The 13,762-nt window shown below is 50.5% G+C and carries 11 protein-coding genes and 2 tRNA genes; 8 read left to right on the plus strand and 5 right to left on the minus strand.

Annotated elements, in window-relative coordinates; all coding sequences use genetic code 11:
* Positions 1 to 16: 16 nt before the first annotated feature.
* Positions 17 to 862, plus strand: a complete 846-nt coding sequence (gene queF / locus AACY82_RS06905) for an NADPH-dependent 7-cyano-7-deazaguanine reductase QueF (RefSeq protein ID WP_339616049.1) — start codon at positions 17 to 19, stop codon at positions 860 to 862.
* 16 nt (positions 863 to 878) lie between these two features.
* Here queF and AACY82_RS06910 read toward each other — a convergent pair whose 3' ends face one another.
* Positions 879 to 2,261 (minus strand): adenylate/guanylate cyclase domain-containing protein, encoded by a 1,383-nt coding sequence (locus tag AACY82_RS06910; RefSeq protein WP_339616050.1) that lies wholly within the window; start codon positions 2,259 to 2,261, stop codon positions 879 to 881.
* A 242-nt stretch (positions 2,262 to 2,503) separates the two neighbouring features.
* Here AACY82_RS06910 and AACY82_RS06915 point away from each other — a divergent pair, with 242 nt between their 5' ends.
* From AACY82_RS06915 to AACY82_RS06945, 7 genes are all read left to right on the plus strand, one after another.
* Positions 2,504 to 3,061 (plus strand): nitroreductase, encoded by a 558-nt coding sequence (locus AACY82_RS06915; RefSeq protein WP_339616051.1) that lies wholly within the window; start codon positions 2,504 to 2,506, stop codon positions 3,059 to 3,061.
* A 115-nt stretch (positions 3,062 to 3,176) separates the two neighbouring features.
* A tRNA-Ser gene (locus AACY82_RS06920) sits at positions 3,177 to 3,264 on the plus strand.
* 353 nt (positions 3,265 to 3,617) lie between these two features.
* Positions 3,618 to 3,694, plus strand: a tRNA-Arg gene (locus AACY82_RS06925).
* Between the two features lie 187 nt (positions 3,695 to 3,881).
* Positions 3,882 to 5,066, plus strand: a complete 1,185-nt coding sequence (locus AACY82_RS06930) for an integrase arm-type DNA-binding domain-containing protein (protein ID WP_041522638.1) — start codon at positions 3,882 to 3,884, stop codon at positions 5,064 to 5,066.
* On the plus strand, positions 5,063 to 5,869 hold the full coding sequence (locus AACY82_RS06935; protein ID WP_041522639.1) for a hypothetical protein: 807 nt from the start codon (positions 5,063 to 5,065) through the stop codon (positions 5,867 to 5,869). Before AACY82_RS06930 ends, AACY82_RS06935 begins: the two co-directional genes overlap by 4 nt.
* A gap of 426 nt (positions 5,870 to 6,295) precedes the next feature.
* Positions 6,296 to 6,997 (plus strand): hypothetical protein, encoded by a 702-nt coding sequence (locus AACY82_RS06940; protein WP_157471627.1) that lies wholly within the window; start codon positions 6,296 to 6,298, stop codon positions 6,995 to 6,997.
* Complete coding sequence (locus tag AACY82_RS06945; protein WP_339616052.1) at positions 6,987 to 7,655, plus strand: hypothetical protein; 669 nt, start codon at positions 6,987 to 6,989, stop codon at positions 7,653 to 7,655. Before AACY82_RS06940 ends, AACY82_RS06945 begins: the two co-directional genes overlap by 11 nt.
* Before the next feature lie 211 nt (positions 7,656 to 7,866).
* On the opposite strand, the gene AACY82_RS06950 is transcribed toward AACY82_RS06945, so the two are convergent.
* The 4 genes from AACY82_RS06950 to AACY82_RS06965 form a co-directional block, all read right to left on the minus strand.
* Complete coding sequence (locus tag AACY82_RS06950) at positions 7,867 to 8,943, minus strand: hypothetical protein (RefSeq protein WP_041522643.1); 1,077 nt, start codon at positions 8,941 to 8,943, stop codon at positions 7,867 to 7,869.
* Entirely contained in the window at positions 8,940 to 9,791 is an 852-nt protein-coding gene (locus tag AACY82_RS06955) for a Sir2 family NAD-dependent protein deacetylase (protein WP_052480962.1), read from the minus strand. Before AACY82_RS06955 ends, AACY82_RS06950 begins: the two co-directional genes overlap by 4 nt.
* A 76-nt stretch (positions 9,792 to 9,867) precedes the next feature.
* Positions 9,868 to 11,109: a hypothetical protein gene (locus tag AACY82_RS06960; RefSeq protein WP_339616053.1), complete on the minus strand. Its 1,242-nt coding sequence runs from the start codon at positions 11,107 to 11,109 to the stop codon at positions 9,868 to 9,870.
* Between the two features lie 8 nt (positions 11,110 to 11,117).
* Entirely contained in the window at positions 11,118 to 13,745 is a 2,628-nt protein-coding gene (locus tag AACY82_RS06965; protein WP_339616054.1) for an AAA family ATPase, read from the minus strand.
* Between the last annotated feature and the right edge of the window lie 17 nt (positions 13,746 to 13,762).

The raw sequence follows: 13,762 nt of genomic DNA on the forward strand, positions 1-13,762 counted from the left end.
CCCGGAGGAGCTGACCATGAATCGTACAGTGGATGAGAGCCCGCTAGGAAAAACATCGGCTTATATTAGCGAGTATGACGCCGGCTTGCTGTACCCCATCGCCCGGGCAGAGTCCCGTCGGGCCCTGGGCATTAGCGCTGGCGCCCTGCCGTTTTATGGTGTAGATGTGTGGACGGGCTATGAGCTGTCCTGGCTTAATGATAAAGGCCTGCCGCAAGTGGCGTTGATTGAGTTTACCTTGCCGTGTGATAGCCCTAATATCGTTGAGTCTAAATCTATTAAGTTGTATCTAAACTCGTTCAATCAAACCCGTGTGACTTCAGTCGCCGCGATTCAGGCATTACTTACCAACGATTTAAGCGCGGCAGCTGGGGCTGCAGTTGATGTCGCGGTTGCGCCACTCTCTGGTGTTGAGGTCGCTTTGCAGGCGAGCTTCTCGGCGGCGCCTTTTGCCGCTGAAAGCCTCGACGGACAAGATATCGAGGTCGATTGTTATCATCCTAAGCCTGAGTACTTAACGGTAAAAGACGAGCGTGTGGTTGCGCGTGCGTGGCACAGTGATTTGCTGAAAACCAACTGCCCGGTTACCGGTCAGCCAGATTGGGCGAGCGTGTTTATTGCTTATGAGGGTGCCGAGATAGACCCTGCCGGGTTGTTGCGCTATATCGTGTCGTTTCGCGAGCATCAGGATTTTCACGAGCACTGTGTAGAGCGCATGTTTTGTGATCTGACAGAGCGTTGCGCGCCGCAAAAACTGGAGGTCTACGCACGCTACACCCGTCGTGGCGGTTTGGATATTAACCCGTATCGCGCCAGTGTGTCGGGCCGTGTACCTAACCCGGTGCGGCTTGTGCGCCAGTAAATAGTAAGCTTAGGGTTTACACAATAACTTTATCTTTGAGTTTTTCGGCGGCTTTTTTGAGGGCCGTTAATACTTGCTCTTTGTCGTAATTGCGCACTTTATCTAGGTCGAGGTACATCGAGAAGCCCTCGGCCCGATCCTCAAAGTAGGTTTGATTGCGGCCGAGATCTTTGCGCAGCCCTGCCACTTGGTACACTTTAACCGGTGCGCTAAAGCCTTTTACCGTAATCTCGCCTTTGTCCCGGCACAATACGGAGTCTTTTACCAGAGACCAAGTCTCATGAGAGATCAAAACCTCATCGGGCTCGGCCGCCGATTCTAGACGGCTGGCGAGGTTAACGTGAGTGCCGAGTACGGTGTAATCGAGATGGCTTGAGGTACCAAAGGTACCTACCGTGCAATAGCCGGTATTAATGCCCATGCGGATTTGCAGCGGTTTTTTAATGCCCTGGTTGTGCCACTCTTGCTGTAAGGATTTCATGCGTTTTTTCATGGCAATGGCCATGCTTACGCAGCGCAGGCAATCGTCTTTTACGCCTTTGCTGCCACTGTCACCGTACAGCACCATTACCGCATCACCCATAAATTTATCGATGGTGCCGCCAAAGTGGGTCACGATTTTGGTCATTTCGGTGAGGTATTGGTTGAGCAACTCGGTCAGCGCCTCGGCTTCCATCTCCTCTGATAACTGACTGAAGTTTTTGATGTCAGAAAAGAATATTGTTATTTTTTTGCGCTCGGCTTGCAGCGTTTCGTCACGGCCTTGGTTAACGGCTTGCCATACGGCAGGTGCCAAATAGCGCGACAATTTGTAGGCTCGAATTTTGTGCCACTTTTGCTCGTTAAGCAGTTTTGCATTGCTGAGTTTTAATTTATGGAAACGCTGATGCATGTAGAGCGCATAGGCCAAAAAATAGGTAATAATACCGATAAGGCTAACGGCGCTGATCTCAATATTGCTGTGAAAGATCCATTGTGGCCGGTGGATAAGCATGCTGGCCACAATGCCTGTGGCCAGCGCCGCATTGTCTTCTAACCAGCGGCGTAAGCCGCCGGTAAGCAACGCGTTAAACTGAATCATTGCCAAGAATAAAATACAGGGCAGTAGCGAAAAGTTAATTAAATTTAGTACGACGCCAATCAGGGCGGCATCGGCGTACGACAAAATACGGCTGGCCTTGGGTAGGGCCTCAGCGGGCAGCTGCTTGGTATAGGTAAAACTGGCGTAGGCGTAAATCAGCATATAGATAATAGCGCCGACATATACCCAATTAACATTATTCCAGTCCATCATCGCGGCCAGCGTACCGCCGGCAGCAAAACAGATGAGAGTACGGAAGTAATACTGTTGCAGTATCGATTCTGAGTGTTCAGCGTCGGGTAGTGCAGCTTTTGTCATTGTGATTAGTGCCTAGCTAACATGCTTATAGGAGCGACGGCCAACATCTTATACGCGATAGCTTAGCTGCGTCTATGGCCCCAACCGGTTGGCGCATTTTTATAATTGTAGACTATGGCGTGAAGGTGCGCAGAATATTGGCCTGTAGGAAAACTGTGTTGATTTGTGCGACGGGACAAAAATCTATTGGTGCGCAAGGCCGTGGTACAATGCCGCCATATTCAGTACACGGTGGGATGGTTATGGATGCTATTACGGCCCTGACACAGCGCGTCTCGGTTGCCAAGCTGGGCGAGCCGGCGCCCTCTAAAGAGCAGCTCGATACTTTGTTTAAATGCGCTTCGCGAGCTGCCGATCATGGTTTATTGCGACCGTGGCGTTTTTTGACGATAGCGGGCACCGGGCGCGAGGCCTTGGGTGAGCTATTTTGTCGCTCAGCGCTGCGTGATGACCCGGAGTTAAGCGAAACACTGCAAGACAAGCTGCGCAACATGCCCCTGCGCGCACCCATGTTGTTGCTGGTTATCGCGCGCCTGCAGGAGCACCCCAAGGTGCCAGAGCTAGAGCAGTTGCTCTGCGCCGGCGCCGCTGCACAAAACATCGTCAACGCCGCTTACGCGCAAGGGCTGGGTGTTATTTGGCGCACTGGTGATATGGCCTATAACCGGCATGTGTTGGAGGGGCTTAACGTCGCGGAAAACGAACGCTTAGTGGGCTATTTATACCTAGGCACGCCGGCAAAAAAACTGCCGGGGGCAAAAGAAATAGATTTATCCGATCGCTGCCAGAGCTGGCCATAACGCTTTGTCGCGCTTCCTTTAGGGCAGCTTACCGTTGCGTTTATCGCGCTAGTTGTGTAGGATTCGCGCCTCGCAAAAGCGCATACAAAGCGTGTGCAGAGCGACCAGTTTATATGGTGAGGTGGCCGAGTGGCTGAAGGCGCACGCCTGGAAAGCGTGTAACGGGCAACCGTTCGAGGGTTCGAATCCCTCCCTCACCGCCATACAAAAGGCTCAGCCGTAAGGCTAGGCTTTTTATGCGGTGCGGGAGGGTGAGAGCCCTCGCCGGGTTCGACAAAACGCCAGGAGCGTTTTGAACCGACCGAAGGGAGCCCGTAGGGCAAAACACAGGAGGTGTTTTGGTTAATCCCTCCCTCACTGCCATACAAAAGGCTCAGCCGTAAGGCTGACCTGTTAACGAGCAATAGTTGGTTTTGTTGCCGGAACTGTTGAGAAATTAATCAGGTTGACCGAGCAATAATCAACAAAAGATTAAATCGTAAAAAACACAAAAAATACAGCGCATATAGCTTGACGACTCGATACTGAATCACTACTATACGCGCCTCTTAACAACGCACTCGTAGCTCAGCTGGATAGAGTACTCGGCTACGAACCGAGCGGTCGGAGGTTCGAATCCTCCCGAGTGCGCCATATTGAAGTCTGATTCAGTCCTGAATCGTCCAAAAGCCCGCAGCAATGCGGGCTTTTTCGTTTATACTATATCCCTTAAAGTCCAACCAAGTACCCCCTTATCCAGAGTGTCCTGGGGGTATTTCTGGGGGTATGTCATATCACCTCCGGATTCTTGTACCCCCAAACGGGGTGGAGGCGATACTGTATGGCACTGACGGACAAAAAGATCAAAGCGGCGGCGCCACAATCCAAAGCCTACAAGCTCTCAGATGCGGGCGGTTTATATCTGGATATTCGCCCGAACGGTTCAAAGTACTGGCGACTCAAATACCGCTTTTCGGGAAAGGAGAAGCTCTTGGCATTGGGCGTGTACCCGAAAGTCACACTCAAGGACGCCCGTGAGAAAGCCCAGGACGCCAAGTCGATCCTTGCTGCGGGAAGCGACCCCATCGAGCAGAGAAAGGCCGCCAAAACGCACCAGAGAGCCAATCTGGATGCCACCTTCGAATCGCTGGCTTGGGCGTGGTTTGAGGTGGCTCGGCTCGATTGGTCTGAATCTCACACAGAGCGCACACAAAACCTGTTGAAGAATCACCTCTTCCCGTGGCTGGCGCAGCGCCCGGTTGGCGATATAACTCCGCCGGAGTTATTGCAGGTACTCTACCGCGCCCAGGATCGGGGGTTGCTAGAAACTGCCAAGCGCGCCAAACAAACCGCCAGCCAAGTATTCCGTTACGCGATTCGCCACGGCAAATTGCTCAGCGATCCAAGCCGGGACCTCGCCGGTGCGCTTAGGGCACCTAAAGCCAAGCACTTTGCCTCGATTACAGACCCGAAAGGTGTCCGTCAGCTGTTACAGGCTATTGATGTCTATCAAGGCACTCCGGCGGTTAAGGCCGCTTTGCAGCTCTCGGCTTTGCTATTTCAGCGTCCAGGCGAGATGCGGCAAATGAAATGGGAACAGGTCGACTGGGAAGCCAGTGAGTGGCGCTATACAGTCACCAAAACCAATGTGGAGCATATTGTTCCACTCCCTGCCCAGGCAGTCGACATCCTCCGGTCGCTGGAGCCCTATACCCAGCGCAGCCCTTATGTTTTCCCGTCAGCCAGAACCGCAGCCAGGCCAATGTCTGAGAATGCTGTGCGGGTGGCTCTCAGAAGCATGGGGTACACCAATGACCAAATGACTGCCCATGGATTCCGGGCTATGGCCAGGACTTTGCTGGATGAGGCGCTGGGGTTTCCGCCGGAGTGGATAGAGCACCAGCTAGCCCATGCGGTAAAGGATCCTTTGGGCCGTGCATACAACCGAACCAAACATTTGCCGCAGAGAAAGGAGATGATGCAAAAGTGGGCTGGCTATCTGGATGAATTGAGGGAGTGCTCATGAAAAATCCCATCTATGCTAGTTTCACGAACTTTGACATCGAACAATCCTTCTCATCAGACGGTATCGGTTTTCGATCCAGAAAGTTGGTGAATCGGGATGGAATTTTTCTTGCCAATAGTGAAAACGCTTGGCTTATTGGTATGACCGCCTACTCGGCCAACGAAATTCCCTCAGAAATAAAGGAGACATGCGATTCAGGTTTGAATTCTTCGGCTGTTCACGACGTGACTCTTTCTGTTGCTTTGGGTTATATCGAGGAGCTGATTACTATCACAGGTATAATTGCAGAGCTGCTTCAAAAGAAATCGTCAACTGAAGGTATTGAGGATATTAGAGGTAACATTCTTGATTATGACCAAGTAAGGGACTTAGTGGGGGTGGAAAAGGTGCTTTTTGCTGAGTCGCTAATTATTCGACGAGGAATGCTCGATGAAGCCTATCTTCCAAAGTTTATCCGGACATACAGCCTTTTTTGGTCAATCAACTCATATATTGAAATGCGAATGACAGATGAAATATTGGCAAGGAATCATTTAGAAAACGCTGATTTTTTACGGATGTCTATTAACAGGTTGGCTGCTTTTGAAAAGCATGCAAAAAAATCTGCAAAAAATGCTGCAAAAGCCAGACATAAAGAGAATGCTGCTATAAAAGCAGACTTTCTGGCTTGGTATGAGGCGAATCACACAACCTTTTCAAGCTATCAAAGTGCCGCCAAGGCTGGAACAAAAATAGTCAACATGACCCAGAGGACGCTTGCTGATTGGATCAGCAAATACGAAAAATCTCGAACACAGGAATAGAAACGTACAGTCTGCGCGTAGACTGTACACTACGCTAGCAAGAGGAATTCCGCTCCTCCTGTTTTTGTTGATAATGGGTATCTCTTATCAAGTGTGAGGAGATACCAAAATGTCTAATGCAACAAACGCATTTCCATCGATCAGCTTTTATCGCCTTCCCCAAGTGCTCGAAATTATCCCTGTAGGCAAGTCCACGTGGTGGGCTGGAGTCAAATCCGGCAGGTTTCCAAAGCCAGTTAAACTTGGTCCGCGTACAACGGCATGGAAAGCAACGGATATTGCTGCTCTAGCCCAGAGCTTTTCATATCACAACGAAAACTGAACGGCTTTTCCACAATGGTAGCCTTTCAGTCCGTTCTGCAGCGAGCAGACCATGTAGAGATTAGGGATGGAAAGTTATCTATCACACCACGAAATGGGGCCATAGTGCCGCCGGATTGGTTCAAAAAACATGTTGATAGCCTTGTGCTGCAAATAGCCAATAGGCTCAACTTGGAGCCAATGAAGTATGTGGATTACTCCACTGGCATTTATGGCAAACGATTCTCGGGGTTGACGTTGCAGTTCGAGTTGCTGGAGGGCATTGAACAACGCTATGTTATTTTTAACGTCGAGCTAAATCGCCAGCGGAAGGGACCAAATGGAACAGGGGGAGAGAGGTATCCGGGCAAGCAATTTGCGGTTGGAAGAAGAAGCCTGTTTTATCGGTTCTGGAGTCATACCAAACTGAAACATCCCCAAAGCGTAACTGTTTACCACGATTATATGGGGAATCTGAAAAAGCTGTATTTTGTTGCCGAAAATCGTAGTGATGGCCGACTCGAGGCTGGTACTCTGCGCCCGCTCAATGCTTCATTTAATACGATTCTGCGAGCGTTTTACCCAGATAACATACGGACATTACCCGAATTACACCCGGATAAGTCCCAGATAAGCAATCCGGACAAGAGTTTCCCGCAAGCCCAGGTGTCACAAGGCGCAGAGCCACAATCAACTACGTGTAAATATAACTACGAAACAAGTAATCAAGGAAGCGCGGGTACAAGGGGAATGAATACATCCCCTATTGCTACCCATTGCCCTCAGAATCAACAGGTGGAGGAATGGCTAGAAAATTATGAAGGTTAGTGTTGACGACATGTCTGTTGGCATTCAGAGATGTAATCGCAAAAAAACATTTTTCCCTAATGATTTCGATAGTGCGGAGGATGCTATGAGCAGAGGACATACTTTGAATGGACGCAACAGTATTGATATTCGCTATCTGAGACGTGAAGGCTTATTGCGACCGGGGGCTGTTGGCACACTACGCTGGAGTATTGGTGGTCGAGAGTGTGGCTCAGTTAGCTACAAAATAGATGACAAACAGATATTGGTATCTTATCGGTATAACCATCCTGATAAAGGTTGGGTGGCTAGAATCCTTCCTATTATGTTTGAGGCCACTTCCTGTCACTATGGAGGCGAAAGGCTGTGGTTTAGCTGCCCAAGCTGTAACCGTCGAGTGGGTATTCTGTTTGATTACGGCTCCCTGTTTATATGTAGGCATTGTTGTCGACTTCCTTATGTCACACAAAACGAAAATCAGGCATATCGGCTAATACGAAAAAAGCACAAATTAGGGCAACGGATATTCGCCGATTATCATCGAGGAAGTGGCTCTATTAAAACCAAAGGCATGCACTGGAAAACTTTTGAGCGCCTACATCGACAATATCAGAATTTGGAACAGTGTTGGCTGCAGAGCTTAGATGACTTTCTACAAAAGCATAAGTGGCTTGATTAAACGTTTATCTAAACCGGACAAATCAGGACATTTTGGAGCAATAGAATCAGTAATGATGGTTGAGATTTCGGGAGCAGTATTATTGAGTCCGTATGAGTTGTTGATTTTCAATACCGATAATGTATCAAAGGGGGCCATGATAATACTTTATGACGCTTCCCTCAGGAACTACTTCTGGCGTTGGTAGGCGGGGGTTCTTTCCTGTACGCGACTACTCTCTAAGGCGATCCGGGTTCGCTCTATGTGCCGGCCTCCGAGCGCTCTCCTTGCTCTGCCGCCAGGCTCGGTCAATATAAATATTCCAGCCCTCAATATGCTCATGGTCTACAAACGTCATGCCTGACCAATCTCTTTCGCTGACCAATATCTTGGCTAGATATGGTAGGCGCTGCTCTTTTTCGCAAGCGTCGGCGCAAAGGGTTTTCCATGCTGGGATTACCATCAGCTCAGTTTGCACGCCGTTATTGATTTCCCCGCCCACATGACTGGCATTGTAAGGCGGCTTTGGTGAATCACACCCGCAGCGCAACTCCATATTGGGAGCGCCTACCGCAAGCTGGCGCTTGAGCATTTCATACCAAAATACATAACCGCCCTCTTCAGCGCAGACTGATCTAACCTGGTAAGTATCAACAAGGGCAACCAATCTCTCGACAAGCACAGGTGGCATTTTTATATAGGGTTTTGGCGCATGTAAGTAGACCCTGCGTTCAATATGCCGTTCAAGTTGTTGGGGGTGCCGGTTTTCATTCATCAACCTGATAGCAGCCTGAATCAAAGGGTCGGGGTTTTGTAGTGTTCGGTTTTGTACGGATTTCAACCGAGTAAATAAGCCATTCAGGTATTCCATCCAAAAAGAAGAATAATCGCGAGAAAGCTGCCACGACCCGTGCAGGTTGGTATCAGGGCTGGGCTCCAGTGGATACATTCGCTCGAAACTTGAAAAAACGATTCTTTTTATTGGCTTTTTATCGGCTATCCCTAATTCCCAGCGACGACTCCCGAAACGATCCAATCTACTCTGCAGCTCTTGCTGAAGCGCAGTATCTGCAGGGTCAAATTCAAGGTAGACATACGCCAACAGCTCGCCGGGCCGGGTAATGGACAACAACTCATACACACGCATTCCCAAGGACACATCGTTTACTAGTCGCGCAAGCGCATCAGCCTGAACTTCAATTTTCCAAGGCATTAGCGCACTGCCCGAGGTATGGCTGAAAGTAGATACCCAATGCCGCCGGGCAAATACCTCATAGTCCTCTCTTTCTAACAGCTTGTTCTCGTTCATGCTTGGCCCTGCAGTTGGTCTGTATTAATTTCAGGGCTCGAAGTTGCGTCACCCATCTCCAATAGATCAATTGCCTTTTCAAGCGCAAGTAGCCCTCTCAGGGCAGTCATAGGCAAACCGATATGAGGCGGCGTTATAGCGTGATCCTGCGGGTTAATACGCACAATCGGAAGCTCCAGGCTTGCGGCATAGCGGCGCACACTGGGGATGGTAATACCTGCCCCTAGCTCAATCACTACCGGATTGCTTACACCAGTCAACCAGCTTTCAAACGCTTCGTACTTCTTCTCGGTCCGATCGTTAATACAACCCCAGTCGTTAAACATCAACACATTGGGCCGAGCCAATTCGCCACAATGCGGGCATAGCGGTGTGGCGAATTGATCAAGTGCGCCTTCCAGCGGCCATACAGCCTGCTGGCAGGGCACAACGCACTGCAAGTAGGAGAGCGAGCCATGGCACTCGTTAATGCGCTCCTCGGCGAAGCCAGCGCGCTGGAAGTGACTATCGACATTGCTGGTGTACACAAAGCACCCATGCGCTTTGCTTTCGCACCATCGCTTAAGGATGTTAAAGCCAGCATGGGGTTTGGTTTGACGGTAGAGACTGATGCGATGGCTGTAAAACTGCCATGCCAAGGCCGGGCTCTCCATAAAAGCAGATGGATTGGCAATATCCTCAAACCGGATGCCCTCGGATCGTAAGGCAGGGTAAGCCTTCCAAAAGCCGGCAGCACCACGGAAATCCGGCAGGCCTGAGTCAACACCCATCCCTGCACCAGCACAGATCACCAGGCTGTCTGCATCTACGATGCGCTGGGCCGCTAGGGTGATTAGCCGATCAGACATGGTCGGATGCCTCTACTGGTTGGCGTTTTATCCTACATCAGCTTCGGAAATCCACCAAGGCCATATCAGGATTTGGCTAAAACTTAAACGACAATTGCAAGTGGGCAGTAGGTTTTAGCAAATCAATACAATGAATATCCAATTTTGCGCTATGACTACCCAATAGCTGTAACGCATAAATTTCACTGAGACCTGCTTGACTGGGATAGGCGAGTGCTACCTGATGGATATGGTAGCGATTCGCGTAGGAGGAAAGCTGATACAAGTCTGCCTGGCTGACACCCAGTTTGGCATCTGGGCCATTCAGTAATTTCCATTTGGCATCAATAATCAGGTGGACCTTGCCATTACGGTCGATGAGGCTGATGTCTGGCCTTGTCTGGAATACCTTGCGGTCTACGTCTTCCCGATATGCCAGATAGCGCCTGGGGGCTTGCTCCCTCAAGGACAGTCCCGCTTTTCGAGCCAATGGGCGCAAGCTGGCCGCCAGCCAGCGCTCAAATAACAGGTTCATGTCAAATAGTATAGATAGCAGGCTATGCTCCCCCGCCGTTACATCCGGGTTTTCGGCATCAATAAACAATCTGCACCAAGCCAGAATATCGGCATAGCGTTGGTTGGTTCGATCGAGTGTTAGGCGATCCAATGACTGGCGGTCGATGCGCTGGTCACTTATGTCATTATGCTGCATTAGCAACTCAGTCACGGCCTTTTTACTGCGATCCGAACGGCATTTGGGGAGCAAAAGGCGCAGCGTGAACTTGACCGCTTGATTAAGTAAAATATCGTCGGTTAGTTCATTAAACTGGCAATAAAGTCGCTCTTGGTGATTGAGGTTTTGGCGCAATTGCTGGTTAATTAGCAGCTTGCCCTTGATCACACCCAGGTTCTCTTCCCGCTGTTGGTAGTCTCTAGGTTTGCCCATCAGTACTTGCTCGCGCACTAGTAGGCAGAATTCCTGAATAAAAATATCCAATAAGGTGTGCTTCTGGGTCTGGATTCCGGCACCGGCGCCTCGGTGAACTTTCATCAGGCCGGCTTTGCGCAGCATTTTTACCAGCACTTCTCGACAGGCCCCGGGATCAGACTCTTTGCCATGAATTTTGGGTAGAATCTCCAAGGTCAAGCCGCCAAGCTGAACGACGCCACAGAACTGTCGCCACCTGACACATTGATGCCCCCAGCGAAAAGCATCAGCGGGAACTCCATCGGCTGCATCGAGCAATTTAGCTTGAGCATGTGTTAGCGCAAATTCACCCGGCGCGCGTGTAGCACGAACGGGAATACGTTGATGTTCAATACAAGTGAGCACTTCCATGAGTTGACTTAATCCAGACTTTCGTAAATTTTTCGGATCGCTTCAGGAGTAATGCTCGCAGGTTCCGCTACGCGATAATCAATCAAATCCTCAAAATCGTCATGCTCAAAGCCCAGCACCTCAGCCCCGCTGATGATGGTGTGCTCAATAATTTGGGGTTCCACCGGCTCGTTGCCCTGATCCACATCGCGTAATACCAACTGAATCCGGTGCCAGTCGTTGTAAAAGTACTCCTGTAACAGGGGGATAAACTGATTCAGCATGACATCACGCAGGCTGCGGAAGTCATTGACTTTGCTCAGGTAGGCATGGCCCAGCATAAGATCCCGATTCAGCAAAAAGCGAATACGTTGGTTCATGGCAACTAGCAGGGCGCGAAGATCAATTAACCCACCTTCACCGTCTTCGATGTAGCCATCCCCGCGAGAGCCAGTGATTACTTTGGCGTTGGGCATCAGCTCTTCAAACAGAAAGCGCCGACGTAAAGCGGTGTCCAGCAGGGCAATCGAGCGGTCAGCGGTATTCATGGTGCCATAGATGTCCAGGTTTTTAGGCACACCAAAACGCTCGCGGGAGTAGGGCAGGGTCAGCTCCATACCGGCGGTCAATCGGCCGTCTGGGTCATAGACGGCACGTTTATCGGTTTCGATCAGGGTTATCAGCTCACCAAAAATTTTGGCAATATTGCCTCGGTTGATTTCGTCGATAAACAGCGCAAAACGGGTGTCAGGCGCAATCTGGGCATCTTGGCAAATCTGTCGAAACACTCCCGGCTCTACCCGGTACACCAATTGATCGGTTTCCGTGTCTTGCACCGGACGTATGCCCTCCACAAAATCCTCATAGCTGTAGGCCTGGTGAAAGGTGACAAAGGCATAGTGGAGCTGGTCGGCTTGAGAAGGCGCCCCAGCTTTTAGGGTTTTGGTTTGGGCAATCAGGTCTTCGCCATCCTCCTGCCAGTTGCCCACCAGCTGCCAGCGACTATCAGCGTCCTTGTCAAAGACCAGGGGTGCCACCCGGTTTTTGTACTTCACAGTGGTTGACGATTCTACCGTATGGGTTTGCAAGGTGGCCCATATCTGCGCCTTAAGGTGTTGGCGGCGACCGACCGATTTGGCTTTTTGGATGAAAAACGCATGGGATTCAATCTCTTTGACTTTGGCAGTGCCGCCCAAGTCATACAGGCACATAAATACCACGTCGAACCAGTTGATGCCCTTCAAATGCTCGGAAAGCCACTGTTCGTAAGAGATCGACGCCTGTTTCACCACATAGTGCTGTTTAAGCTTATTGAGTTTATAGGTTTTACCGGTGCCGGGCGGCCCATACAAAATTTTGTTGATGGGTTCGGCAATCAGTAGTGTCTTCTCCTTGGGTTTGGGCGTATCGGAGGGCGCAGCTAACTTGGCCCAGAGTTTGTCGAGTAGCGCGGCGCTGCGGGGTTTGATTTCAATGCCGGAACTCTGGGGCGACCAGTTTTGGTTGTCGATGGTAATCCGCCCCAAGTCCGTCATGCTGATTAGCGAATCTTTGAACACATCCCGAATTTCGGTGAATTCAATGTCCACCTTCATCATGGTTTTCCCCTCCGCGGCAGCTTCCGTGTCGTAATGCTCGGCTTCGTAGGGCTCGGATACGACGTTGCCACTGGCCATAATGCCTTTGGGTTCCTGCCCCAGGCGAATCAACCAGGCCCGGTCACCAGGGGATGCGTCCTGATTGGCACAGCGCCAACTGAGAATAACGGGTTTGCCAGCCTTGGTTTGCGCAATATGCGCGGGCAAGTCCTTCCACGCCCAATTGGCGGGGTTCCAGGAAAACAGCCAACTGAAGGAAGATTGCGCCTTCCACAGCTCCCGCAGTGGTGTCACGTAAAAGCACAAGTCTTTAGTGCCGAACACCTCTTCCTGTGCCTTGCGGATACTGAGCAGCAGTTGATCCATCTCTGCCGAGGTCAGTTTTTTCAAGGCTTTTTGGGGCTTGCCAGTAAATTTTAGCGCGATTTTCATACGGTCTCCGTTGCTGAAAATCCGCTCGGCAGAATCAGGGTGGAGCATGTAAAGCAGCATGTGCCGAAATTGTCGCCGCTCATTGTCAGGCACTTTGGTGAGGTACTCGCCCAGAGCCGTAAAATCAGAAAAAATGGCCTTGCGTTCTGCCAGCGGCATTGCCAGTGCCTGTTTGGCTGCCTCTACGCAATAAGCCAGCTCGCGCCAGCGGTTGGTATTAAAACTGGTACCACCACTGCCGACCCCGGCCAGGGTGTCATCGGACAGCAGAGGGTGGTCCTCGGGCAGTACTTCGCCTGACCAAGCCCATACCCGCAGCACCGATTCGCGTTTTTTGGCAGCCCCTATATTGCTGACGCACAAGAGCATTAACCATAGCATTTCTGCCGCCAGTTGCTTGACGGCCGGGCCGCAGGGCTCCAGCTGGGTTTCCAGCTTGTCAAAAAAATCGCCGGTGCCAGTATCCGGGTTGTTGGAGAAGTAAGTTTCCAAGTCTGTAACATGTTCCAGCGTCCACAGAGTCTTATCTGAAAAAACCGAATTTTGGTGATAGAGTGCTTTATCCAGCCAAATAGCGCCGGTATCAATAAGTGGCTTAGAATTACGTTCGTTGCAAAAACGAGACATCAGAGATTCCTTTATAT

Source organism: uncultured Gilvimarinus sp. (assembly GCF_963972205.1).
Lineage (GTDB): Bacteria > Pseudomonadota > Gammaproteobacteria > Pseudomonadales > Cellvibrionaceae > Gilvimarinus > Gilvimarinus japonicus.